The sequence below is a fragment of the Nocardioides sp. NPDC127514 genome, from assembly GCF_040302125.1.
Classification (GTDB): domain Bacteria; phylum Actinomycetota; class Actinomycetes; order Propionibacteriales; family Nocardioidaceae; genus Nocardioides.
Window position 1 is genome coordinate 53637 of the sequence record NZ_JBEORF010000024.1, and the last position, 24085, is coordinate 77721.

Consider the following 24085-nt stretch of genomic DNA (forward strand, 5'->3'; position numbering starts at 1 on the left):
ATCTTGCCATCACGCATCGAACCTTGATCTGGCATGCAACCCCGGCTGGCAGAAAGGGTCCCGCGTCATACCGCCGCGTGTGGGACGCGCCCTCTCCTTCGACCAGCGGTGAGGGAAGCGGCAAACTGTCGGCATGGATCGCGAAGGTCGTCAAGATCTCCACTATCACGCAGCTGACGGTGACCTCCCAGCCATCAGGGCTCGTCTAGCCGCAGGTGACGACGCTGGTCTGGCCGACAGGCAGGGATTCACGGCACTGCACTTCGCTGCCCAGCAGTCGCAGACCGAAGCGGTCCGGGTGCTAATCGAGGCTGGTGCATCCGTCGATCCACAAGATCGGCACGGGAACACCCCGCTTTGGCGTGCAGTGTTCGACTCGCACGGTCGGACCGCGACTGTGCAAGCGCTGCTTCAGGCTGGTGCTGACCCCGACATCGCCAACAACGCTGGAGCAACGCCGCGTGATCTGGCGAGCAAGATTGGAACCGCAGAGGTCGCCGCCCTCTTCACGGAACCGGATTGATTGTCGGAAACCGTTCCCCCTCCGAGCGCCTGTGTCATTTCGCGGCATGTGGGTCAGCGCCCGCAACTTCACCCGTTCCGTTGCGCCAGCCGCTCCTCGCCAAGCCTCGGCAAGAGTTCGTCGGCCGTAACTACCGCGCGGGCGATCCTCTCCTCGGGCACCCCACAGATCCGCAGGCAGGCAGTTGCGATCGCCTGCGCCTGGGCACAGGTGATCTCGTCACCGCGGGAGCGGGTCCGGATCACCACCTCGACCACCTGGACTAGCAGCCCGCCCAGCTGGTCCACGCCCACCGTCGCGGCGACCGGGCCGCTGACGACGTCGGCACCGAGCCGACCGTACGCAGCAGTCAGCTCCCGCAGGGCAGGCTCGAACTCCTCAGAGACCTCGCTGCTCCTGACATCCGGCATCCGGTAGAGCTTGCCGATGTTGTGCGGCACCGTCGCGAGAGTGTGCGCGTCGATCAGCGCGAGCAGGTAGAGCGCTGCCTCCGGAACGTCGGCCGGACACTCCAGCTCGATCCTCTCGACCTTCTCGAGACTCGGCCGCACCGAGAGCTCGAGGAGCTCAGCGAGGATGCCGGGCTTGCCTGCAAAGTGGTAGTAGAGCGACGCCTGCCGGATCCCGCACGCCTCAGCGATCTCGCGCGTCGACGTGCCGGAGAAGCCGCGTTCGGCGAACAGACGTGCGGCATGGTCGAGTATCTCCTCCCGCGCGGGCCGCTGGGTTGATCGCGACCCGGTATGCCGCGGGCGCCCGGGACCTGTTGGCACGTTCGAAAATTGGCGGGTCATGACAGTAGGCATCGCGGATCGACGTCCTTGAGGAGGCGGATGAGGTTGACTCCCACGCTCGCTTCAGACGCGCTCAGCCGGAATGATCCGACCTCGACCACCTCCTGAACTTTTCTGCACTTTCATGGCAGGGTGATCGTCATGGCGACCATTCATGGCATCGACGCGACCGCCGCCGAACTGAACGCGCTCGCAATGACCGGCTACGGCCACTTCACCTCGATGCATGTCGACGACGGGGCCGTTCGCGGCTTCGATCTCCACCTCGAACGCCTGGTCAGCAACGCGAAGACGGTGTTCGATGCCGATCTCGACCGAGATGGCCTGGTTGCCGACATCCGTGCGGCGATCGCCGGATCAAGCGGGTCCTACACGTTGCGGGTGACGATGTACGACCCCGCGATCAACCTCGGAAACATCGGCACGGTGGCCGCGCACCCCGTTCCTCTGATCACCTCACGCCCCAGTGGCGGCGGGTCGCTGCCACCGCTGCGCGCCAAGACGATCGCCTTCCAGCGCGACACCCCTGAGGTCAAGCACGTCGGCCTGTTCAGCACGCTCCATCATCGAGTCACCGCCAAGAAGGCCGGATTCGACGACGTCCTGTTCACCGATCCGATCAACACAAACATCTCCGAGGGCAGCACCTGGAACATCGGCTTCATCGCCGCCGACAGGAACGTGATCTGGCCCGACGCACCCGTCTTGCCGGGGGTGACGATGGCACTCCTCCAAGCCGCCGGCGCGCACGACCTACGGAGTGTCCCGCTCGACCAGCTCGGCGAGATCCCGGCCGCGTTTGCAACCAACGCCAGCATCGGCGTACGTCCGATCAGTGCGATCGACAACCACAGCTTCGATCCAGATCACCCCGTGATCGCTGAGCTGCAGCGGGCCTACGCTGCAATCCCGGCCCAACGGATCTGAGGCAAACCAGACATGGCGATCGTGCCAGAGTGGTCAGGCGTCGAGCTTCGTGCCTTCAGGGTGGCAGCACGCTGGAGCCAGGCCGACCTGGCCGCCAGGCTCGAGGTCTCCGAGCGCGGCATCGCCAAGGCCGAAGCGGCCGGTTCTGGCCACAGCCTGCGACCGATCACCCAAGCCATGCTCGACGACCTCCTTCGTCAAGCCCCCTCCGACGTCCACGCCCGATTGGTCAACCTCCTAACCCGCGACGGCGAGACCACCTACCCCGTCGTAGCCGATCCCGAACCCGATCCCGTCCTGGGCGACCACTTCGTCAAACACCCACGCGACGGCAAGCTCATGGTCGAAGTCACCGCCGGCATCTACCTCGCCGGCCCCGAAGACGAACCCCGCTGGGAAGACACCTTCTGGCTCGACGCCCACCCAGTGACCGGCTCGGACTACGCCCGCTTCATCGCCGCAACCGGACACCGCGCCCCCGAGCACTGGCCCGAGGGCCGCTGCCCCATCGACCTCTACACCCACCCTGTCACTCACGTGACCTGGCACGATGCCACCTCCTACGCCGAGTGGGCAGGCAAAACCCTCCCCACCGCCGCACAGTGGGAGAAAGCCGCCCGCGGACCCAACGGCAACATCTGGCCCTGGGGCAACGAACACACCGCCGCCAAATGCAATGTCAAAGAGACCGGCCTCGGCACCACCTCCAAGGTCAGCCGCTTCCAATCCGGAATCAGCCCTGTCTACGCCTACGACATGGTCGGCAACGTCTGGGAATGGACTCAGACCACAACAACGACCGGCCGACACGAACTCAAAGGCGGAGCCTGGTCCAGCCCCCTGTTCACCGGCCGCCCCAGTACCTTCAACGACGCCGACGCGACCATGCATGACAACGACACCGGATTTCGCTGCGCCACCGTCGGGAACCCTGCGCGCTAGCGGGCTGAGCACCGCTCCCTCGCCCACAGCGCGGCGTTCCGCAGCCACTAGCCGCGCTCAGGGGCGCCCGGTTTGTTCAGGCCGTACGCAGCAGCCTGAACTCGTGCTTCTGCAGCACCTGCAGCACCAGTTTCGCCGGATAGCCGAACGCGTCCCGCCCCGCATCGGACGAATATGGCTCGATAGCGGAGACGTGGTGCCACGTCCCGTCCACGAACACCTCACAGCCTCCGGCGGCGACGATGTTGCGGTACCAGTTGACGTCCTCGCCGTACGTCAGCTCCGCGATGAAACCTTCCGGCACCCGCGCAAGCATGATCGGCGTCTCGTAGGTCTTCCCCGACTTCCGGCCCACGTGACGCACGAGCGAGAACGGCCCGTGCCCGGAACGAGCGACCCTCGTCGTCACCCTGTTGAGCGTGTTCTTCATCAACCACAGCCACTTGCGACGCATCTCAGTCTCCTATGAGTCTCAGGTTCACCATCGGCAGTCCCTCGACCTCGTGACCGACCGCCGTCTCGATCGCACCGCGCAGGCGCCGCCAGGCCTTCGGGTGTGCCTTCTGATAGCGACCCAGCACCGCAGCGGACTCCTGCTCCGAGAGTAACGTCGCCTGCGCCGCCACGCTCGTACGCTTCCCGATGCTGACGCGACATGCAGGCTCGGCCAGGAGGTTCCGATACCACTGCGCCCCGGTGCCGAATCCGCTCACCACCACGATCTCGTCCACGCTCGGCCGCTCGACGACCTCGAGGCAGACATACCGCGGGACCCCTGATCGGCGTCCGATGTGCTCGAGCATCAACATCCGGGATCCGAAGAGCCACCCGGCCCGGTGTCGATAGAGCCAGATCGGCGCACGTACGACGGCGCGGGTCCGCAACAGCCGGGACACGACCGAGTCGACCATGGACGCCACCGAACCGACCTTACTCACCGGCTTGGTCGATCCAGCCCGATCGCGCAGCGCCACGAACTACGCTCCAAGCATGGCAACGCTCCAAGACGTGGCTCGGATCATCGGTGAACTGCCGGAGGTCACCGAGGGCGAGCGCCACGGACACCCGACCTGGTCCGTACGCGGCAAAGGCTTCGCCTGGCTACGCCAGTTCAGCAAGGCCGACCTCAAGCGCTTCGGCGACCAGACCCCGCCCGATCCCCCGATCCTCGCAGTCAACACCGCCGACCTGCACGAGAAGGAAGGCGTCCTCGCTGCCGGCATCGACGGCGTCTTCACCATCGAGCACTTCAACAACTACCCCGCCGTGCTCATCGAGCTCAGCGTCATCGCCCCAGGAGACCTCCGCGATCTTCTGGTGGATGCCTGGCTAGCCGCCGCTCCGGCCGAGCTGGTCGAGGCGTTCGACGGCTGAGGCACTGAGTCGAACGACGATCGACTGTTCTCGGCATCGAAGCCTAGCTGTCGCCAATCACTTCTGACCTCATCGCATCTAGCAGGGCCGATTGCGCATCGTCGAGCTCTATCAATCTCCCGGTCAGTTCGGCGTCCAGCGAGTCTCGTCCAGCGGCCAACTCCGCGAGTGGCTTCGGGTCAGGGGAATCGACACCTGAGACGAGCTCAAGGGTTTCAAGTTGCGCGCGGAGACGTCCCGCGGTCGCGTGGACGCGCCCGGCGGCCGCAAAGAAGCTGTGACGAAGGTGCTTGACGCGATCAGAGACGTAGAGCTCCCATTGCTCGGGCCTGGGCTCCGGCCAGTTCTCGTAGTCGACTTCCTCGGCGCCTCCATGCCGACCTTGCTCCGCCTGAAGTCGGGAAGCTAGGGACACGGCTCGAACCCACTGCAGGGTCACCTCGTACGTCCCGCGCCTGGCTTCGTGCGCCGCTTGGAACTTGAGTTCCTGCAACTTCCGACGGTACGACCACCGAGCTCCTAGCCACGTTGTGACCGACCCCGCTAAGAGACCTAGCAACGTCGTCAGCAGCACTTCGGAGAGGTTCATCGACTAGCTCCTATCGTGACCGCCGCGTGGGTCAGGATGGCCTTAGCGCTCTCAAGTGCTAGGGCCAGGATGCGCACTCCGAGCACCTCGTTCGCGCGGCCGAATCCTTGCGTCGGCGAGGCCTGCCCATGGTCACGTCAATCGCGTCGAGATCCGTGGAGCCACGTGCTCGATCGCCCAAGTTGGGGATCCCTGGTCCCCCGGTCTGAGAGGACACTGGCCCTAAGGGGAGTCCTTTGAGACGAGGAGCCGAGGATGAGTCGCCAGATGACCATCACGATCCACGATCCTGATGTGGAGCGTCTCGATGAGCTCAGTTCGGTCTTGCGCCGGGAGTTGCTGGACCTCGGCGTCGATGATGTCGAACGCGCGAGCGCGGGCGAGGCGCCTGCTGGCACCCGTGGCATCGACGTCGCGGCCATCGGGGTTCTGCTCGTGGGCTTCCAGGAGTCGCTGGTCGCCGTGACCGCCATCGTGGGGGTGATACGGGGGTGGATGTCCTCTACTCGCGGGGCCAACGCGGTCGAGCTCACCATCGGCGACCAAACACTCAAGATCGACTCGGCGTCGCGGGAGCAGCAAGATCGACTCATCGATGAGTTCGTCGCAGCGCTGCACGGGTCAGGGAAGCCGGAACCACCTACGTCCTCACCGGTGCCATGACCGCGGGTCGGCGCAGCGCACTGGTGGTCGCGAACGACACTTACGACGACCAGCGGTTGAGCAGGCTTCGCGCGCCCGCCACCGACGCCGAGCAACTGGCACGCGTGCTCCGGAACGCCGAGATCGGGGGCTTTGAGGTCGAGGTGTCACTCAACGAGCCGGAGCATGTGGCCCGACGCAAGGTCTCTCGGTTCTTCGATGACCGCGGGCCTGACGATCTCCTCCTGCTGCATCTTTCGTGCCACGGGGTGAAGGATGAGGACGGGAGGCTCTACTTCGCTACGCCGGACACCGAGATCGACCACCTGGACGCCACGTCCCTGCCTGCCGACTACGTGAACAGGCAGATGACGAGGAGTCGATCCCGGCGCATCGTGCTGTTCCTGGACTGCTGCTACAGCGGCGCGTTCGCGCGCGGGATGATGAATCGCGGCGACGAGCGCATGGACATCATGGAGCGTTTCGATGGCCGCGGGCGGATCGTGCTTACGGCGTCGAGCGCGATGGAGTACTCATTTGAGGGCGACCAACTCGCCGGCCAGGGCAAGCCGTCGGTGTTCACCTCGGCTCTGGTCGAGGGTCTGGCCACCGGCGAGGCGGACCGGGATCGTGACGGTTTCGTGTCAGTCGACGAGTTGTACGACTTCGCCTTCGACCGGGTGCGGACCGCCACGCCGTCGCAGACTCCGGGCAAGTGGGTCTTCGACGTGCAGGGCGACTTCTACATCGCCCGCAGCAACCGCCCACCTGAACCGGTGGACCTGTTGGCCGACCTGCGTGGTGCCATCTCGAGTCCGTTCACCAATGTGCGTCTCGGCGCAGTGGAGGAGCTGGCCGCGTTGCTGGACGATGCGGACTCCGCTCGCGCCGCTGCGGCCCGCATGGCGCTGGACGACATGGCTGAGCATGACAAACAGTCTGTCGTGCGAGGGTCGGCCGAACGAGCTCGCAGGCCCGCCGAGGCCCCGCCCGAACCGACACCGGCCGCCCCGGAGCAGCCGACAGTCGTGCCGCCCCTACCGGACACATCCACACCGGCGGCTGAAGCCGCTGTCGCGCGCGAGCCCGAGCACAGCCCGCGGCCGGTGGCAGCGACCGAGCCCCCGCCGCCCGCGTGGGTGCCGGCCGTCGCGTCAATAGCTGCCGTGGGGCTCCTGGCTGCGATTCCGTTGCCGTTGCTGGCCGAGACCCCGTCGTCCTGGGACTCGTTCGCGGTCGTTGCGCCCTTCGAGGCAGCGCTTGCCGCCCTTGCTCTCCTCCTCGCTGCGTTCCGGCTCCGCCTTCAGCAGTTGGCCACCGCCGACGCGGCAGGACTGTTCATCGTGGTCGGGGTCCTCATGGGCGCCGCCGGTATCGGGCTGGCGAAGTTCTCCCTCGAGGAAATCGGCGCGATCGGTGTTGTTCTGAGTCTTGTTGTCGTGTGCGGCGGGGTGGGGGCTGTCGTGGCAGGCCGGGCGTGCTTGAGCGTGTCATCGAGGGATCGCGACCTTGGTCCTGTCGAGCCCATCTGGCTTATATCGGCCATGGCGGGCGCTGGACTGGCCACCCTCGCGCTGTTCATCCCCTACGACGGCTTCAGCTCGTTCTGGACCGAGGTCGAGGAAGGCGCAAGCGCCGAGTTCATCTTCGAGCCAGTGGCAGTGGTCGGTTGCCTGGCCGTCGGCTTGCTGTCTCTTTCCTCCCGGCGCCGGTTCGCCACCGCCGTCCTGATCTCTGCCGGTGGCCTCACCGCAGTCCACTACATCGGGGTCGTCATAGCGGCTTGGCAGGCGATCGGCGAGGAAGGCGAGGTGCGTGCCGCCGGGTGGCTCGGCATTGCCGGGGGCCTGCTGATCGCCTTCGCCGCATGGCAGGTCCAGCAGACACTGACACGGGGCGGCGCGGTGATAGAACGGAGCTAGGCACCCGAGACGGGAGACAGGACATGCCAGGTCGAGTCAGGGTCGGCAGCGTGGCGGACTTCGCCGATGGGAAGCTGCACGCCGTAGATGCGGCGGGGACGTCGATCGTGGTCGGTCTCGCCGGAGACTCGTTGTGCGCGGCGCGCAACCGCTGTCCCCACCTGGGCTTCTCCCTCACCGCGGGGCCAGGTGGTCTGAGGTACGCCGACGGCCAGGTCGTCTGCCCGTGGCACAACTCCCGCTTCGACCTCGCGTCGGGCGAGAACCTCGACTGGACGCCCGGGTTCGCCGGGAGGGACATGCCCCGCTGGTCGCGGAGGATGATCGCGCTCGGCAGGAAGCCGTCGCCGCTGACTACGTACGACGTCATGATCGAGGGCAATGACGTGTACGTCGAGCTCTGAAGAGAGCTGTTCAGCACCATCATGATGGGCCGGGGTGCGCTGGCCCGAGGTAGGCCCGGGACCCGACGAAAGGGCTATTGCATCCTCGCGCCGGAAGGCGTAGGCAGGGAATCAACCGGCAGTGCCGGACCGGGCGCTGCCCTGTCCCGAGAGGAGTGGGCCGTGTACGCACGCTCCACAACGTTCCAAGGCAGGCCCGCCAACATCGACGCGGGCATCGCGTTCATCAACACCGAGGCCGGGCCCATGCTCGACCAGATCGAGGGCTGTCGCGGTCTCTCGCTGCTGGTCGACCGCGAGACCGGACAGTGCATCGCAACGAGCTCCTGGGAGGACGAGGCGGCCATGCGCGACAGCGATGAGCGGCTCCGCCCGCTCCGCGACCGCGGGCGAGACATCCTGGGCGGCCCCATGCAGGTCGACGAGTGGGAGATCGAGGTCATGCACCGCACCCACCACGGCGAGTGCTGCCGAGTCAGCTGGGTCCAGGGCGACCTCGACGCCATGACGGAGACCTTCCGCGTCGGAATCATGCCCGAGCTCGAGCGGACTCCCGGATTCTGCAGCGCCAGTCTGCTCCTGAACCGGTCGAGCGGCCTGGGCTGCGCGACCACAGCCTGGGAGACCCGCGCCGCGATGGAGGCCAGCCGCGCGTCGACTGACGAGATGCGCAAGCGGGCCGCCAGCGACGCGGGCGGCACGATCGTCGACGTACACGAGTTCGACCTCGCCTACGCGCACCTGCACGTCCCCGAGATGGCCTGAGGACCTCCTCAGCCGGCCGAGCCCATCCGCGGGCGGGCTCGGCCATGACCATGGGCATTCCTCGGATCACAGGTCGATCTCGCGCCCGACGCCAGCCTGCTACTGCGTCGGTAACGCCAAATCCTGAGTGCCGAAGGGGTTGATCGCGCCAGCACGTCGGCGCATGCTCGGAGAAGGAGGTTGCGATGAAGCCCTCACGCATTCCCGACGGCATCCCGGTTCTGTCACGTGGTCGGCATCGAACGCCACGACGCGGCGCATGCTTCATGGAGCTCGCCTCGGTACTCGCCGGTGAGCGGTGGAGCGATCATCCCTCCTGCACTCATCCCTTGCTCGCGGATCTGGCAAGGCTGGTGAACGATCACACCAGCGACGACGGACGCCAGCAGCTGGTGCCACTCATCCCCTCGGTCGTGGGCCGGCGCGGGAACGACCGGACATGGCTCACGGTCGCGGTGGCGGTAGCGGCGCAGACCATCCTCGACGTCCCCGAAGGGACGCAGCGCGCGCTGGCAGCTGGCCTGCTTCAAGCTGAACGCTTGTGCGCGGAGGCCGAACCCGACTTGGCGGCCACCCGGCGGGATGCCCAGTTAGCCCTCGGGATGGTCCCTGGCGCGGTTGCCTGGGTCGATCGACTTCGGATCAGACGCCGGATCGACGCAAAGACCTTCGCCAAGCGTTCCGCGCCGACGATGGTCAGGTGCGCCGTCAACGGGGTCGTGGCGAGCGCCAGTCCCGACCGTGACAGACGGCTAGCCGCTTTGCTCGAGGCCGGCATCGCGGCTTGTGCCGCACCAGACTCCGAGAGCGACGCACCTACTTCGGGTCGGCTGGCTCAGGCAGTGCCGACCAGCCCGCACTAGTTCGCTCCCAGCGGGCGCGACTGGGAGCGATCAGTGACGTGCGACGGCAGCATCCGTCAGACTGATCGTCGCCACCTCTTCGATCTCGACCGGCTGGTCGCCGCGGACGCGATGGATCTTCACCACGACTTCGGTGGGTGAGGTCTCGAACTCGAGGAAGTGCTTGAAGAACGGGGGCTCGTCGAGGGAGTAGATCTCGGAGACGAACTTCTGGATCGGCCCGAACGGCGGGTTCAGTCCGGGGAAGGCGATCTGCGCCCGACGTCTGGTCCGCCGGCCGACGCCCTCGACCAGTGCCGCTTGGCCACCCTCCTGCTCGGCCTCGATGATGGCCGTCGCGTCCGCCTCGCTGATGAAGTCGTAGTGCGTCGGGCCGCCCGGGCGATAGCGGGGACTCACCCACGCCTTGGGGTCCACGATCAGCGAGTACGCACCGATGAACACCAGGTGGGCGAGGAGGGCGGCGGCGCCGATGGCGACGGCGGTGAAGACGGCCGCGCCGACCGCCATGGCCGGCCACCACGTCCTGAGCTCGTTCGCGAGCCGGCCGGGCGCCTCGAAACCGGGCATGTCGAGCAGGCCCGGCACCGCCGCCCCCAGCAGGAGCAGCCCGAGGGCGAGGACGGCGAGGACCAGCAGCGGCATGTACAGGCGCTCGTGCTCCCGACGCACCCAGTCGATGACCAGCATGCCGATCACAGTCACCGTGATCAGCGCCGGCAGGGCGAAGGCGGCCCGCATGCAGGCGGAGTCGACGGCGTCGGCAACCCACGCCCAGAGCACCAGCGTCACCGGCGCCGCGAGGAAGACGAGGGGCTGAACCAGCCAACGCCGCCAGCGGAGCCACGCTTGCGCCCGGCGTACGGGCTCAGCGTGCAGGCGGCGGGTGAGGAGGCCCGGGGCCAGGATGGCCGCCAGCACCACCACGGCGATCACCGCCAACGGCACGAGCCCGAGCAGGCCGCTGAGGAACAGCAGGGTCAGGCCCTCGCCGCTCATCACGCGCAGCATCTCGCCCGCCACGACGGCGGCCTGGGCGAGCACGGCCCACACCACCGAGCGCTCGAGCCAGCTCGCGGCCCGCGCGCCGTTCACGGTGGTGACGATCCGTTTCCGCCACCCGATGATCGCCAGGACGGCGTACAGGTCGACCGCGACGACGAGGACCCAGGACACCGTACGTCCCTCGTCCGAGCCGCCCGCGTCCAAGACCATCGGCAGCAGCGCCAGGATCACGAGAGCCGCCAGCACGCACCCGAACGCGACGTGATGCCAACCGGGCACCCGCTCGACGGGGCTCCACCACCTCGACCACCGCACGCACCAGGCGTTGAGGCAGATCCACAGGGTGCACGACCCGAACAGCACCAGCAGCTCTCCGGCCGCATCCGGCAGGTAGTGGTACAGGAACAGCGTCGCCAGCACCCCCGCGACCAGCGCTTCGAGACGCAGGAGCAGGCGGCGTACGAAGTGACTGCGCCCGGGACGCTGCGGCATCAGGTGCAGCAGCATCAGCGCGATCATCGCGGCGATGGCCACACCCCCGGACCCGGTGCCGGCGAGCGAGTGACCCAGGACCACTCCCCCGCCGAACAGCACGACGGTCAGCAGCAGCCGCCAGATGCTGGGGACCAGCTGCTGGGCGAAGTACGACAGGGACTCGGCCGAGCGCGGAAAGAGCTTGGTCGGCCGGAATCGCAGGTCGCTCCGTGCGTCCGCGGTGGCCGTCCGGATGGGATGGGTGGCGTGGGTGTACGCGCCGCCACCGCCGCTGACGATGTGCCACAGGCCGTCGCGCGAGCTGTCCGCCACCGTCGGGTCGTACAGCTGGAAGTTGTGCGTGTCGCCGCCCACCGTCGCGACGTAGCCGCGCTTCTCGTCGGCCACGATGTCGTACACGGTCTCGTCAGGGCTTCCGGACACCCTTCCCTTCCGGCGCTCACCGTTGACGAACAGCGGCTTGCCGGTCATCAGGATCTTCGGATTCTCACCGCCGAGCGAGCTCAGCCAGGCGAACTGCCGGCCGTCGATGGTCCCGTCGATGCCGGTGTCGATGCACACCAGGTCCACATGCTTTGTCTTGATGACGAAGTACGGCGCCGGCTGCAGCGTGGCTTCCGGTGCCGGCGTGCCGTCCGAGGCTGGTTCCCCCCACCGCGCCGGGGCGGACCTGTCCGATGGCTCGCTCGGTGTGCGCCACATGATGCGGCCGAAGCGGTCCCGGATCAGCTGCCATCGCCCCAGCGGCTCCCCGAACGACGGCGCCAAGACCTCGCTGGGCCAGGTCGGTGGCGCGTCCGCCGGATAGAGGAACTGGTGGGCGAAGCCGTAGAGGCCGTCGTACCAGTCGTGATTGCCCGGCATCGCGTAGACCGGGACGTCCTCCGGAAGCGCGAACCTGTCCCGTACGTCAGCGGGCGCCTTGAGGCCCTCGACCCGGTTCGACCGGTACGGCTTGTAGAAACCGTCCACGTAGTCGTTGACGTTGCCGGACGGGTAGATCACATCGCTCAGGACGAGCACGAAGCCGGCCTGTTCCGCGGCTCGCGCCAAGGCGGGCGCGACGACGTACTGCGACGCGTCCTGCTCGCCGGTGTCGCCGATGACCAGGAACCTCGAGACCTCGGAGCGGTCGATCGTCGGCTCGTCCGACTTCGTCCAGCGCGCACGCAGGTCCTCGACGAGCCCCTGCGTCCCGCGTCCCAAGACGTCGTTGACCGAGTCGATGAGGGTGCGCGCGGCGATCCAGGAGAGGCTGTCCCACTTGGTCGGGTCGTTCTGCAGATAGTCCCGCGTGCGAGCCCAGTCCTCGCTCCCGGTCTCGGTGTCATCGCCCAGAGTCATGGACATCCCCTTTGCAGGACGGACCGGCCGCCGGACCCGCGCGACCGCATGCAACAGGTGTAGACAGATCCCGGCACGGCGCGACGGTAGCGCAAGCCAGCTACCCAAGACGCGGTAGTGGCCCTATTCCTTCACCCGCTTGGTCTCGTACGCCCACATCGCGACCTCGACGCGGTTGCGGGCGCCGAGCTTGTTCATCAGCGCGGCGACATGGGACTTCACCGTGCTCAGGGTGATGTTCAGCTCCTTGGCGATCTCGGCATTGGTGCGGCCGCGCGCGACGGTGAGCAGGACCTCCTCCTCGCGCTCGGTGAGCGGCTCGATCGGCTGGGCCGGCGGGGTGGCTCGCTCCAGGCCGGCTAGCGTGGTGAGGAGGCGGCGGGTGATGTTGGGCGAGATGAGCGCGTCGCCGTTCGCGGCTGCGTGGATCGCCTGGACCAGCAGCTCGGGGCCGGCGTCCTTGAGGAGGAAGCCCCGGGCGCCGGCCTTGAGAGCACCATGGACGTACTCGTCGAGGTCGAAGGTCGTGATGACCACGATGGCGAGGGGGTCCTCGACGCCGGGGCCGGCGAGCCGGCGGGTGGCCTCGACGCCGTCGATGCCGGGCATCCGGATGTCGAAGAGGCAGACGTCGGGACGCAGCTCGCGTGCCACGGCCACAGCCTCGTGACCGTCCGTGGCCTCCCCGACGACCTCGATCCCTGGCTGCGCGTTGAGGATCATCGTCAGGCCGGTACGAACCAGGAGCTGGTCGTCGGCGACCACCACCCGGATGGTCATCGCGAGACCTCGCGCGGCAGGGTCGCCTCGACGGTCCAGCCACCAGCCGGGTCCGGCCCGGCCTGGCACACGCCGCCGAGGAGCTTGGCCCGCTCCGCCATCCCGAGCAGGCCATAGCCCACGCTGGCCGGAGGGCGGGTCGCTTCTCCGTCGTCGTGCACACGCAACCGTACGACGCCGGCCTCGCCCCGGACCTCCACACTGACCCTCGTGGGGTAGAAGGCGTGCCGGATCGCGTTGGTGACCGACTCCTGACAGATCCGGTACACCGACATCTCGACCGGCTGCGGCAGGTCGGAGAGATCGCCCACGCACTGCACCTCCACCAAGGGGCTCATCCGGGTCAGCTCGTCCAGGTCGCCGATGCCCCGCTGCGGTGCGTACTCGACCGGCGCTGCGTCGGCCGCCTCGCCATCGCGGAGCACCCGGACCATCGTGCGCATCTCGGACAACGTCTGGGAGGCCTCGGCCTCGATCACGGCCAGTGCCTTGACGGCCGCGGCCGGGTCGGTGGCCGCCACCGCCCTCCCTGCCTGCGCCTGGATCGCGATGGCGGAGACATGGTGCGCGACGGTGTCGTGCAGCTCGCGGGCGAGCTCACCGCGCTCGAGCGTACGGACCTGCTGGACCTCGCGCTGGCGCGCGACCGCGCGGTAGCGCATCGCTGCCCCCAGGGCGAAGGACGCGACCACCACGGTGGCGCCGCCGATCAGGTCCCCGAAGGTCTCGGTCGCGGCGAGTCCCAGAGTCACCGGCACAGCGACGATCGCCGTACCGATCAGAGCCTCGCGTCCCGACGCCCAGCGGTAGAGGGCGTAGGGCAGCATCAGGACGCAGACCATGGTGTAGAGCCCCGCATCGACGACGTCGTCGACGATCAACGGGATGTGCAGCACCATCGCGCCGCCGAAGCCGACCGCGGTCGCCAGGAGCGGATGCGTACGCCGCCAGAGCAGGGCCGGGATCACCACGAGCGCGACCACGGTGGCCAACGCCCGCCACGGTACGTCGGGGCGGAAGATCGCCTCGACCGCGGCCGTGACCAGCAGCGCGCCTACCAGGGCCCAGTCCCACCACGCCCGCGCCGGCGGGTCCGGGGCACGGGGCTCGGCCAGGACTGAGCGGACGAAGGCGGTCACCACCCCTCGACCCTAGCGAGCGGACAGCCTCGCCGTACGGGGCACAAGCACGAGCGTCTCCTCGTACTTTCGGCCGAGGAGCCCACTGCTCCTTGGCCCGATGTGGATCGCTCCTCGCCCGGCCACGGTAGAGACATGTCTGAACTCCTCTACCGGCTGGGCCGGTCCGCCGCGACCCGTCCCTGGACCGCCATCGGCGCCTGGGTCGTTCTCGCGCTCGTCGTCATCGCCTCCTCCGCCGCCTTCGGGCGCGAGCTCGAGGAGAGCTTCGAGGCCCCCGGCCTCGACTCCTACCAAGCCGCGGAGCTGCTCGCCGAGGCCCAGGCCGACGAGGGCGGCGTCACCGCCCACGTCGTGCTCCAAGCGCCGGACGCCACGACGCAGGTGGTGCCTGTGGAGGCGGCCCTCGCCGAGCTCCCGCACGTGCAGGGCACGACGAGCAGCGTCTCGCAGGACGGCGATATCGCGCTCGTACGGGTGCAGTACCCGGCGATCGAGCACCTCGAAGCCTCTGACCTGGACAACCTCAAGGAGGCCGTCGCCGACCTGCGTGAGGATTCGTCGCTGACGCTGGAGACCGGCGGCGACCTGTTCTTCGCGTTCGAGGAGGCCCCCACCGGGCTCGGCGAGGTCGCGGGGATCGTGGTCGCGATGATCGTCCTGCTGATCGCCTTCGGCTCCTTCGTCGCCATGGGGCTGCCGATCGGGATGGCGCTGTTCGGCCTGGTCGTCGGCATCACCTCGATGAAGCTGGTGACGTACCTGATCGACATCCCGGCGTGGGCGCCTGAGCTCGCGGCCATGGTCGGTCTCGGCGTCGGCATCGACTACGCGCTCTTCCTGGTCACCCGGCACCGCGAGAACCTGGCTGCGGGGATGGCGGTCCCCGAAGCGGTGGGCCGCGCCCTGGCGACCGCGGGACAGGCGGTGATCTTCGCCGGCGGCACGGTCGTGGTGGCGATCCTGGGGCTGCTCGTCGCGGGGATCCCGTTCGTGACCGGCGGCGGGGTCGCCATCTCCGCGATGGTGCTCGTGATGGTGCTCGCCTCGGTCACCCTGCTGCCGGCCCTGCTCGGACTGGCCGGGCACCGGATCAACGGACGCCGGCGACGGGGCGCGGACGGGGCGCGCCGGCCCAACCATCGACCCAGCACGGGTTGGTACCGGTGGGGCGCTCACGTGACCCGCAACGCGACCGCGTACCTCGTCGGAGCAGCGGTCCTCATGATCGCCCTGGCCGCACCCGTGCTCGCGCTCGACCTGGGCTTCCCCGACGACGGGACCAAGCCCGAGTCGAGGACCGAACGCCGCGCCTACGACCTGATCGCCGACGGATTCGGGCCCGGGGCCAACGGGCCTCTGGTGATCGCCGTCGACATCTCGCAGGACAAGTCCGTCGTGGCGCCGCTGGCCGAGGCGGTGGCCGCCGACCCGGGCATCACCGCGGTCGGCGAACCGGCCATCGATGACTCCACGGGCGTGGCCACGCTGGTGGCGCAGCCGACCACGTCGCCCCAGGACGTCGCCACGCAGGAGACCGTCTTGAGGCTGCGTGGCGATGTCATCCCGGCCGTCCTCGACGGCAGCTCGGCGACCGCCCACGTCGGCGGACAGACCGCCACTTTCGCCGACCTCGGCGACCGGGTGCAGGAGCGGATGCCGCGCTTCGTGGCGGCCGTGCTGCTGCTGTCGTTCCTCCTGCTCGCCGTGCTGTTCCGGTCCGTGCTGGTGCCGCTGAAGGCGGTCGTGCTCAACCTGCTGAGCGTCGGTGCGGCGTACGGCGTGCTCGTCATGGTCTTCCAGTGGGGCTGGGCCGCCGACCTGATCGGCGTGGAGTCGACGGTGCCCATCGTATCGTTCATCCCGCTGTTCATGTTCGCGATCCTGTTCGGGCTCTCCATGGACTACGAGGTGTTCCTGCTGTCGCGGGTGCGCGAGCAGTACCGCCGCCACGGCGACAACACCCGCGCCGTCATCGAAGGCATCGCCGGCACCGGTCGCACCATCACCGCAGCCGCGCTGATCATGGTCGCGGTCTTCTCGGGCTTCGTCCTCGGCAGCGACCCGGTGGTGAAGATGATGGGCGTGGGCCTGGCCACAGCAATCTTCCTCGACGCCACCGTCGTACGCCTGATGCTGGTCCCCGCGACCATGAAGCTTCTGGGCAACGCGAACTGGTGGCTGCCGCAGTGGCTGAATCGGCTCCTCCCGGAGCTCGACTCCGCCCCGGTGGAAGAGCCGGTGGAAGTGGGAAGCCCCCAGATTGGCGTATAGCAACACGTCCAGGCCGGACTGATGATGAAAGTGCAAGCCCACACGACATCTCGGCCTTCCTGGCCATTCGGTTCGGTGCCACGGCAGGTCAGGTCAGGGGCATCGAAGACGGAAGGAACAGAGGTCATGAAGCTGTTGATGAAGAGCTGTGCCATCGCGGCGGGGCTCGTGCTGGCCGGAGCCGGTGCCGCGAGCGCGGCAGAGGTGAACGGCAACGGCGACGACATCCCCGCGCCGGACCGCGCCTCCTCGGAGTGCGTGTTCTCGGGCCAGGACACCGCAGACGCCATCGAGGGCAACCCTCCAGGTTTCGATGACGACGCGCTGGGCGAGCGCGGCAACCAGAGCCCGGGAGGCAACGACCGCTACCACGGGGTGCAGAGCTACGGCATCTTCGTACGCGCCGGACTCAAGGAGTTCGTGCCGTCACCCGGCGAGGCATGCAGGGGCAACTGACACCCCCAGCAACGCGGGATCACATCTGTCCGGCTGGGCGAGGCAACGCTCAGGGTGCCTCGCCCAGCCGCTCGCACGTGTCGTCGCTCAGCTGATGCCGAGCATGGCAACATCCAGCTCGGGCAGGCTGGACATCTCCGTGGCGACCTCAACCGCGCGGGCTCCGACCGTGTCAGAGGCCATCGTCTCGGCGACGAGCATCCGCAACCTGTCCACCTCACCGTCCTGAGGAACGTGGAACGCGGCGCCTCCGGAGTCGACCAGGGCGGTCCCCAAGCCTGCCTTCATGACGACGGCGCCGTTCGCGCCCTGATCGGCGAAGAGGGGCACGATCACCTGCGGGACGCCGGCGCCGAGGGCGTCGAGCACCGTTCCCGAGCCGCCGTGGTGGACGATCACCGCCGCACGGGAGAGAACCTCGGCGTGCTCGGCCCAGGTTTCGATCCGTACGTTCGGGGCGGCTGCGATCTGTGCGGGGTCGAGGTCGCGGCCGACGGTGAAGACGGCGTCCACCGGAAGCGCGCCCAGGACCTCGACGACGATGTCGAACCACGGCCGCATCGGCGGCATCGTGGGCGCGACGGTGCCGAGGGTCGCGTAGACGAAGCTCGGATCGACCTCACGCGTGCGGGGCTCGCCGATCCGGTATCGGGCCGTGGCGGCGAACGGCGAGGGGTCGAGGCTGGCCGGGAACCTGGTCAGGATCGGCGACTCGACGATCTCGCGGTGCAGGCCTGACCGCCAGTCCTCGAGGACCGGCGCCGCCACGCTTTCGAAGAACGCGATCTCCGAGCACAGGCTGACGCCGAGCCGTACCTGGGGAACGCCCGCTTCGGCGGCCGCCAGTGCCGATGCGTACTCAGCGGGATCTCGCAGCACCAGGTCCGGGCGGAGATCGTCGATCGCTGCGCGCACTGCCGGGATCATCGCCCCGGAGTTGATGCGCGCGAAGAGCTCCCGCAGCACCAGATCCCGCGCCACCTCCATCGGCGATTCGGCCACTCGCTGCCAGATCGGTGCGACCGACGCGGGGTCAGGCGCGGCGCCCTCTCGGAAGTCGAACCCCTTCGCGGCCGCCGCCAACCCGGGCGGCCCCACCACGGTGACCTCGTGCCCCTGGCCGGCGAGGCGCTTCAACCAAGGCTTCATCGGGTTGAAATGGCCGGCGCCCGCCGTCGATACCCCCAGGATGCGCATGCTGCGCACTGTGCCTGCGCCGGCCGGACCCGGCAAGCGCCTTGTCCCCACATTGCCCAGACGACGGTACGTCCGGGGCGCTCATGACGTGCCGACCGGGCACCACCAGTCGGGGATCGTGGGGCTGGTGTGGCCCTCGAGCAGGCCGGGATCCGCGAGCACCTCGTCGCGATGCATCCCGGGCACGATCCGGAAGTCGATCGACCCCGGCTCGCTCACCAGCGCGAGCACCCTCCACAGGGACCGGGCGTAGTTCTCGGCGAGGTCTGCTCCGTCCCACTCGTAGAAACCCCGATAGCGCCCCTGCTCGTCGGCGGCGAGCCAGAGCTTGGAGACGAATCCGGGGAACCCCACGAACAACGGGGTGTTCAGCCAGCTCTCCCACCGGAACAGCAGGTGGCCGCGACCCCGGACCCGGCGGAGCCGGAAGCACACCACCAGAACGCACGGCTCGGCAGGTGGCAGTGCGACCGCGGTCTCTCGGTACACCTGACCGGTGGTCCCGTCGGCGAACCGGAGTCGGCGCCCCACGTTGACGCGCGGCCAGTGCACGACCCCCGTGGCCAGCATTCGCGCCGAAGCGACGACACAGCGAGCCACCGCACGCCACGCCTTCGTGGCTGGCAGCGGTCCTGCTCGAGAGCCGTCGCGGTCAGATCTCGGCTCGTTCGTGCTCATCGGCGGATCCTCTCGTCCGAAGGGTGGCGACCTGGTGCTTCCAGGCAACCCGACGGCGTCGCGGCCGACGAGGGGCCTTCGTCCTCGCACTCGGTGACGGACGCCCTCGGACCATCGGACGGGGCCGGCCCTTCCGACCGTTCAGGCACTCAGGAGCAACGCGCCGTCGGGCACCGTGGTCCAGCCCTGCGCCTCGGACAGCTTGCGGGCGCTGCGTCTGAGCACATCGAGACCGGGATGGTCGAGATCCGCGCGCCAGCGCATCGTCCAGGGAAACAGCGCGACGGGATCGACGAGCGGACGCGTGACGATGCCGTCGAGCGGCGCCTGGCTCTCCAAGGCGAGCCCGGGCGCACCGTGCAGCCGCAGGTGCGCGGCGAGCTCGGCGCCGCCGAGGACATGGGGATGCCCGTCCCCCGGGTCCACGCCGAACGGCGCGAGGAGCTGAGCCATCGCCCGGGCCCATGCGGGAGTCACGTGGTCGCCGGAGCGCGTGCACACCCGGGCCGTACGGAGAGCCTCGAGCGGTACGGCGTCGAGCACGGTCAGCTCGTGATCGTCGGGGAGCAGCACGATGACCCGCTCATGACGGACCGCCTGCGCACGCGGGGCCGAGACGCCCTGTGGGGTGGCACCGAAGCCGACGTCGGCCCCGACCACCGTGTCCGCGGATCCGCCGCCGTAGCGGACGATGAACTCGATGTCAGGGGCCGTACGCCGAGCCGCGTCCAGGACACGAGCAGGCGTCGTTCCCGGCGCGACGGCGTCGATGACCAGGCTGCCGGTGTCGGCACGCAGGTCGCGTACGGCGCGGTCGTGCAGCGCGATGAGCTCGCGGGCTCGGTCCAGGAGACGCCGGCCCTCCGGCGTGAGTGCGACGCGGCGCGAGGAACGGTCGAGGAGGCGGACGCCCGCGGCGTCCTCGAGCCGGCGTACGTCTCGGCTGAGCGCCTGCTGGGCGATGAAGAGCCGGTCGGCCGCGCGCCCGAAGTGCAGCTCCTCCGCGACCGCCACGAAACGGCGCAGGAGCCTGATCTCGAGGTCGCCTGCCACGGGCCCATTCTGTCCGGTCGGCGAACGTGGCGAGGGCGGATCGACAACAGAAGTGCGTCGATCCGCGCTGCACCGGTGTTGGACGCGCATCCGAGGCCGCGAGCAACCTGGAGGCATGTCCTCGTCGAGCCCCGCGCCGGAGAGCCCGTGCGTGATCACCGCGCTGCACGGAGGAGTGGGCATGCTCACCGCGGTCTGGGGCGCGGGGCTTCCCGTCCTCGACGCCCGAGTCGGTCTCGGCCCCACTCGACTCGGGCTCCTGCTCCTCACCCTCGCGCTGGGCGCGGCGATCGCGATGCCGTTGGCGGGACACCTCGCCCACCGCTGGAGCGACGCCACCGTGCTCCGCGTCGCCCTCCCCACGGCTGCGCTCCTCCTCGCCACGATCAGCGCGATGACTGCCGCCGAGCCGATGATCGCCCTCGCCGCCGTCTTCGGCCTCTGCTGCGGCGCCATCAACGTCGGGCTGACCTCGCAGGCGACGGCGGCCGAGCGCGCAGCGGGACGACCCGTGATCGCCCGGATGCACGGATGCTGGACGCTCGGCGCCGTCCTGGGATCGTCCGCACTGGCGGCCGCGCTGCGTGCCGGCGGGGACAGCCTCCTGCTCCTGCCCGCCGCCGCACTGAGCGCCGGCGCCCTGCTCGCTCTGCTGGCGCTGCGGCTTCCGGCCGGCCGCGCCGGCATCGAGCCGGGCACCGCCGCGAACGCGGCAGCTTCTCAGGGGCCGACGCGCGCGCTGAGCCCCATACTCATCGGCGCCGGTGCTGTGGCCGCTGCCGCCTTCGTGGTGGAAGGCGCGGCCACCGACTGGGCGGGGATCCACACCACTCGCGTCCTCGGCGCCGAACCGGCCGCCGGAGCGACGATGTACGCCGCCTTCTTCGCTGCGATGACCGTGGTCCGCTTCGCGGGAGACCGTCTGCGCGGCACGGTCGCCGCACCGATCCTGGTGGCGGCGGCCGCCGGGGTGACGCTGCTCGGATTCGTACTCGTCCTCCTCTCCCCCATCGTCGCGGAGGGTGCGCGGGTCGTGGTCGCCGCCGGAGGATGGGCGCTCGCCGGCGCGGGCACGGCCCTCGTCTGGCCGATCGTGATCGGCAGCCTGGGCGCGTCCCGGATCGATCCGCGGCGGCTCTCGGTCGTCACCACGATCGGATATCTCGGCGGGTTCGTGGGGCCGGTCCTCATCGGCGGGCTCGCCGCAGGGGTAGGGCTGGCCGGCGCGATGGTGCTACCCGCCGCGCTCACCGTCCTGCTCGCGGCCGCCGCGCCGCCCCTCGTCTCCAGGCTCCTGCGCCTGGCCCCGACCCGACCATCACCGACACCGACACCAAGGAGAACGCCATGTACGCACCCGTCCAGATCGACCTGCCCGAAACACGCCTGAGCTACGAGCTACGCGGATCCGGGCCCACCATCGCGCTCGTCGGGTCTCCGATGACCGCCGAGGAGTTCGCCCCGCTCGCCGAGGCGCTCGCCGCCGACCACACCGTCCTCACCCACGACCCGCGCGGCCACGGCGGGAGCGTTCTGGCCGATCGGTCCGTCGGCTCCACACCCGAGCAGCGCGCGGACGATCTCGCCGAGCTCGTACGCCGCACGGGCCTCGGCCCCGTCGCCATCCTCGGGTCCAGCGGCGGTGCGGTGACGGCCCTCGCCTTCGCTCAGCGTCATCCCGAGCTCGCCACGACGGTCGTGGCGCACGAGCCCCCGCTGCTGGAGCTTCTCGACGACCGGGAGGAGCAGCGCGCCCTGACGGAGGCGATGAGACGTCGCTACGCCGACGGTGACGTGGTCGGCGCATGGGGCATGTTCTTCGACCAAGCGAACATCGTCGTGCCGGACGGCATGCTCGAGGCCATGTTCGGCGGCGAGCGCAGCCCGAGCGCTCTGGCGGAAGAGGCGTTCTGGTACGCCCAGGAGCTGCCGGCCTCCGTGCGGTGGGAGCCGGACGAGGAAGCGCTGCGCCGCGGCCCTCGCATCGTCCTCGGCATCGGCGAGGAGTCCGCTGGTCAGCTGTGTGAGCGTACGACCGAGGCGCTCGCCACGCGGCTCGGACTCACCGCCACCCGGTTCCCGGGCGACCACACCGGTTTCGTGGACCACCCGAGTGCCTTCGCCGCCAGGTTGAAGGAGGCGTTGGGCCAACCTCAAGCGCTCCGCTGAGCAGCCGGGCGAATGACGATCTCGTTGACATCGACGCCGGCCGGCTGGGTGATCGCATAGCTGACAGCACCCGCGATGGCATCCGCGGGGATGCTGGCGGCGCGGTACGCCTCCATCGCGGCTGACGCGACTGGATCCGTGATGTGCTCCGCCAGCTCGGTCTCCACTACTCCGGGCGAGATCGTGGTGACTCGGATGCTCGGATCGGACTCGAGTCGTAGGCCCTCGGTGAGCGCCCAGGCCGCGTACTTCGTGGCCGAATAGACCGCCGAGGTGGGAACGACCTCATGGGCACCGATGGACGCGATGGTCACCACATGGCCGCCGCCCTGCGCCTTGAAGTGCGGGAGGACGGCAGCGATGCCGTGCAGAAGGCCCCTGACGTTGACGTCGAGCATGCGGTCCCACTCGTCGACCAGCAGCGCGTCGAGCCGCGACAGCAGCATCACGCCGGCGTTGCCGACCAGGACATCGAGGCGTCCGTGGCGCGCCACGACGGAGTCGACCAGACCGGCAACCGCAGCCCGGTCGCTGACGTCGAGACCGTGGGCCTCCGCGCTGTGTCCGCTGTCGCGGAGCTCGGCGGCGACCATCTCGAGGCGCTCCGTACGCCGAGCGGTCAAGATCACGTGGTGGCCCTCGGCAGCAAGCCGCCGAGCGGTTGCCTCACCGATTCCACTGCTGGCTCCGGTGACGAGGACCGTCTTGGATGTCTTCGTTTCTGTCATGCGTCAACCGTGCTGCCTTCAACGGCCGCCATGAAGGCCGCGCTGTCCCTGGGAGCACCGCACCCACCCATCGATGACTCGTTCGCCCTAGCATCGAAGCCGTGGCCTCTACTCCCCTTGGTGACTATCTGCGCAGTCGGCGCGCCCTGGTGAGCCCCGACGACGTGAACGTGCCCAGCATCGGAGTACGCCGTGTCCCGGGTCTGCGTCGGGAGGAGGTTGCGATGCTGGCCGGAATGAGCGTCGACTACTACGTCCGCCTCGAACAGGGCCGCGAACGCAATCCGTCGGCCCAGGTGCTCGACGCCCTCAGTCAGGTCTTCTGCCTCGACGACGAGGCCCGGTTGCATCTCTACCGGATCGCCGGCCTGGCACCGGCGTCCTCCCGTGCGATCCTCCCCGAGCGCGTCGATCCCCAGCTGCTCCAGCTGCTGGACATGTGGCCGGACACCCCCGCCCTCGTGCTGGGTCGTGCCTACGACGTCCTGGCCGGCAACCGTCTGGCCTACGCGCTCTTCGACGGGTTCCGTCACGACGCCAACCTGGTCTTCAAGCTGTTCCTGGATCCCACAGCGCGTACGTTCTACCCCGACTGGGAGCAGGCTGCGGCGAACACGGTGGCGGGCTTCCGTCTCCTCCACGGCGACGCCCCGCACGACCCGCGCATCCTCGAGGTACTACGCACCGTCAGCGAGCAGAGCGCGGACTTCGCGCGTTTGTGGGCGCGGCAGGATGCCCGCGGCAAGCGCCATGAGTCAAAGCGGTTCCACCACCCTGACGTCGGCGAGGTGACGCTCCGGATGGAGGCCTTCGACGTCCGCTCCAGCCCCGGGCAACAGCTCGTCGTGTACCACGCCGACGTCGGCTCACCCAGCGCCGAGGCGCTACGACTGCTGGGCACGCTGGATGCAACCAGAGCTGAGGAACAGAAGACCAACTGACCTCCGCGACCAACTGGTCGACGGCCGAAGCGCTAGTTCGGCGGGGAGTTCCGGAACTGGAACTGCACTCGTACGTCGTCA

At 68.9% G+C, this 24085-nt stretch carries 25 protein-coding genes; 14 read left to right on the forward strand and 11 right to left on the reverse strand.

Annotated features, from left to right (window positions below; all coding sequences use genetic code 11):
- The first annotated feature begins 133 nt into the window (after positions 1–133).
- On the forward strand, positions 134–523 hold the full coding sequence (locus tag ABTX24_RS19350) for an ankyrin repeat domain-containing protein (protein ID WP_350841848.1): 390 nt from the start codon (positions 134–136) through the stop codon (positions 521–523).
- A gap of 68 nt (positions 524–591) precedes the next feature.
- Here ABTX24_RS19350 and ABTX24_RS19355 read toward each other — a convergent pair whose 3' ends face one another.
- Positions 592–1296: a TetR/AcrR family transcriptional regulator gene (locus ABTX24_RS19355; RefSeq protein WP_350841850.1), complete on the reverse strand. Its 705-nt coding sequence runs from the start codon at positions 1294–1296 to the stop codon at positions 592–594.
- A gap of 162 nt (positions 1297–1458) precedes the next feature.
- Here ABTX24_RS19355 and ABTX24_RS19360 point away from each other — a divergent pair, with 162 nt between their 5' ends.
- Positions 1459–2244 (forward strand): aminotransferase class IV, encoded by a 786-nt coding sequence (locus ABTX24_RS19360; RefSeq protein ID WP_350841852.1) that lies wholly within the window; start codon positions 1459–1461, stop codon positions 2242–2244.
- A 12-nt stretch (positions 2245–2256) separates the two neighbouring features.
- Complete coding sequence (locus ABTX24_RS19365; RefSeq protein ID WP_350841854.1) at positions 2257–3186, forward strand: SUMF1/EgtB/PvdO family nonheme iron enzyme; 930 nt, start codon at positions 2257–2259, stop codon at positions 3184–3186.
- A 76-nt stretch (positions 3187–3262) separates the two neighbouring features.
- Here ABTX24_RS19365 and ABTX24_RS19370 read toward each other — a convergent pair whose 3' ends face one another.
- Together ABTX24_RS19370 and ABTX24_RS19375 are read right to left on the reverse strand one after the other, a co-directional pair.
- On the reverse strand, positions 3263–3640 hold the full coding sequence (locus tag ABTX24_RS19370; RefSeq protein WP_350841856.1) for a nitroreductase family deazaflavin-dependent oxidoreductase: 378 nt from the start codon (positions 3638–3640) through the stop codon (positions 3263–3265).
- Between the two features lies 1 nt (position 3641).
- A complete protein-coding gene (locus ABTX24_RS19375) occupies positions 3642–4097 on the reverse strand; it encodes a nitroreductase family deazaflavin-dependent oxidoreductase (protein ID WP_350841956.1) in 456 nt (151 codons plus the stop codon).
- A 79-nt stretch (positions 4098–4176) separates the two neighbouring features.
- On the opposite strand from ABTX24_RS19375, the gene ABTX24_RS19380 reads away from it, so the two are divergent.
- The gene (locus tag ABTX24_RS19380; RefSeq protein ID WP_350841858.1) at positions 4177–4560 is read left to right on the forward strand and encodes an MmcQ/YjbR family DNA-binding protein; all 384 of its coding nucleotides are present in this window, start codon (positions 4177–4179) and stop codon (positions 4558–4560) included.
- A 43-nt stretch (positions 4561–4603) separates the two neighbouring features.
- On the opposite strand, the gene ABTX24_RS19385 is transcribed toward ABTX24_RS19380, so the two are convergent.
- Positions 4604–5149, reverse strand: a complete 546-nt coding sequence (locus ABTX24_RS19385) for a hypothetical protein (protein ID WP_350841860.1) — start codon at positions 5147–5149, stop codon at positions 4604–4606.
- A gap of 267 nt (positions 5150–5416) precedes the next feature.
- On the opposite strand from ABTX24_RS19385, the gene ABTX24_RS19390 reads away from it, so the two are divergent.
- The 5 genes from ABTX24_RS19390 to ABTX24_RS19410 all read left to right on the forward strand — a co-directional run bounded on the left by ABTX24_RS19390 (position 5417) and on the right by ABTX24_RS19410 (position 9745).
- Positions 5417–5812 (forward strand): hypothetical protein, encoded by a 396-nt coding sequence (locus ABTX24_RS19390; RefSeq protein ID WP_350841862.1) that lies wholly within the window; start codon positions 5417–5419, stop codon positions 5810–5812.
- Entirely contained in the window at positions 5809–7713 is a 1905-nt protein-coding gene (locus ABTX24_RS19395) for a caspase family protein (protein WP_350841864.1), read from the forward strand. The genes ABTX24_RS19390 and ABTX24_RS19395 overlap by 4 nt, the downstream gene beginning before the upstream one ends.
- Positions 7714–7736: 23 nt before the next feature.
- Complete coding sequence (locus ABTX24_RS19400) at positions 7737–8117, forward strand: Rieske (2Fe-2S) protein (protein ID WP_350841866.1); 381 nt, start codon at positions 7737–7739, stop codon at positions 8115–8117.
- A 162-nt stretch (positions 8118–8279) separates the two neighbouring features.
- Positions 8280–8882: an antibiotic biosynthesis monooxygenase gene (locus ABTX24_RS19405; RefSeq protein WP_350841868.1), complete on the forward strand. Its 603-nt coding sequence runs from the start codon at positions 8280–8282 to the stop codon at positions 8880–8882.
- A 185-nt stretch (positions 8883–9067) separates the two neighbouring features.
- On the forward strand, positions 9068–9745 hold the full coding sequence (locus tag ABTX24_RS19410) for a hypothetical protein (RefSeq protein ID WP_350841870.1): 678 nt from the start codon (positions 9068–9070) through the stop codon (positions 9743–9745).
- Positions 9746–9775: 30 nt separating this feature from the next.
- Here ABTX24_RS19410 and ABTX24_RS19415 read toward each other — a convergent pair whose 3' ends face one another.
- The 3 genes from ABTX24_RS19415 to ABTX24_RS19425 all read right to left on the reverse strand — a co-directional run bounded on the left by ABTX24_RS19415 (position 9776) and on the right by ABTX24_RS19425 (position 14508).
- The gene (locus ABTX24_RS19415; protein WP_350841872.1) at positions 9776–12589 is read right to left on the reverse strand and encodes a metallophosphoesterase; all 2814 of its coding nucleotides are present in this window, start codon (positions 12587–12589) and stop codon (positions 9776–9778) included.
- A 123-nt stretch (positions 12590–12712) separates the two neighbouring features.
- Entirely contained in the window at positions 12713–13369 is a 657-nt protein-coding gene (locus ABTX24_RS19420; RefSeq protein WP_350841874.1) for a response regulator, read from the reverse strand.
- On the reverse strand, positions 13366–14508 hold the full coding sequence (locus tag ABTX24_RS19425) for a sensor histidine kinase (protein ID WP_350841876.1): 1143 nt from the start codon (positions 14506–14508) through the stop codon (positions 13366–13368). Before ABTX24_RS19425 ends, ABTX24_RS19420 begins: the two co-directional genes overlap by 4 nt.
- 135 nt (positions 14509–14643) lie before the next feature.
- Here ABTX24_RS19425 and ABTX24_RS19430 point away from each other — a divergent pair, with 135 nt between their 5' ends.
- Positions 14644–16782, forward strand: a complete 2139-nt coding sequence (locus ABTX24_RS19430; RefSeq protein ID WP_350841878.1) for an MMPL family transporter — start codon at positions 14644–14646, stop codon at positions 16780–16782.
- Positions 16783–16908: 126 nt separating this feature from the next.
- The gene (locus tag ABTX24_RS19435; protein ID WP_160024165.1) at positions 16909–17238 is read left to right on the forward strand and encodes a hypothetical protein; all 330 of its coding nucleotides are present in this window, start codon (positions 16909–16911) and stop codon (positions 17236–17238) included.
- An 87-nt stretch (positions 17239–17325) separates the two neighbouring features.
- On the opposite strand, the gene ABTX24_RS19440 is transcribed toward ABTX24_RS19435, so the two are convergent.
- The 3 genes from ABTX24_RS19440 to ABTX24_RS19450 form a co-directional block, all read right to left on the reverse strand.
- Entirely contained in the window at positions 17326–18435 is a 1110-nt protein-coding gene (locus tag ABTX24_RS19440) for a glycosyltransferase (RefSeq protein WP_350841880.1), read from the reverse strand.
- Positions 18436–18516: 81 nt separating this feature from the next.
- Positions 18517–19113: a hypothetical protein gene (locus ABTX24_RS19445; protein WP_350841882.1), complete on the reverse strand. Its 597-nt coding sequence runs from the start codon at positions 19111–19113 to the stop codon at positions 18517–18519.
- A gap of 141 nt (positions 19114–19254) precedes the next feature.
- Entirely contained in the window at positions 19255–20166 is a 912-nt protein-coding gene (locus ABTX24_RS19450; RefSeq protein ID WP_350841884.1) for a LysR family transcriptional regulator, read from the reverse strand.
- 115 nt (positions 20167–20281) lie between these two features.
- On the opposite strand from ABTX24_RS19450, the gene ABTX24_RS19455 reads away from it, so the two are divergent.
- Both ABTX24_RS19455 and ABTX24_RS19460 read left to right on the forward strand, forming a co-directional pair.
- Positions 20282–21556, forward strand: coding sequence for an MFS transporter (locus ABTX24_RS19455; protein WP_350841886.1), 1275 nt, complete (start codon positions 20282–20284; stop codon positions 21554–21556).
- Positions 21514–22335, forward strand: coding sequence for an alpha/beta fold hydrolase (locus tag ABTX24_RS19460; protein ID WP_350841888.1), 822 nt, complete (start codon positions 21514–21516; stop codon positions 22333–22335). Before ABTX24_RS19455 ends, ABTX24_RS19460 begins: the two co-directional genes overlap by 43 nt.
- Here ABTX24_RS19460 and ABTX24_RS19465 read toward each other — a convergent pair.
- Positions 22320–23063 carry an SDR family oxidoreductase gene (locus tag ABTX24_RS19465; protein WP_350841890.1) on the reverse strand — a complete coding sequence of 248 codons (744 nt, stop codon included), beginning with the start codon at positions 23061–23063 and terminating at the stop codon, positions 22320–22322. The two genes, ABTX24_RS19460 and ABTX24_RS19465, sit on opposite strands and share 16 nt — an antisense overlap.
- 101 nt (positions 23064–23164) lie before the next feature.
- Between ABTX24_RS19465 and ABTX24_RS19470 the strand changes: the two genes are divergently transcribed.
- Positions 23165–24004 (forward strand): helix-turn-helix domain-containing protein, encoded by an 840-nt coding sequence (locus ABTX24_RS19470; protein WP_350841892.1) that lies wholly within the window; start codon positions 23165–23167, stop codon positions 24002–24004.
- Positions 24005–24085 lie beyond the last annotated feature (81 nt).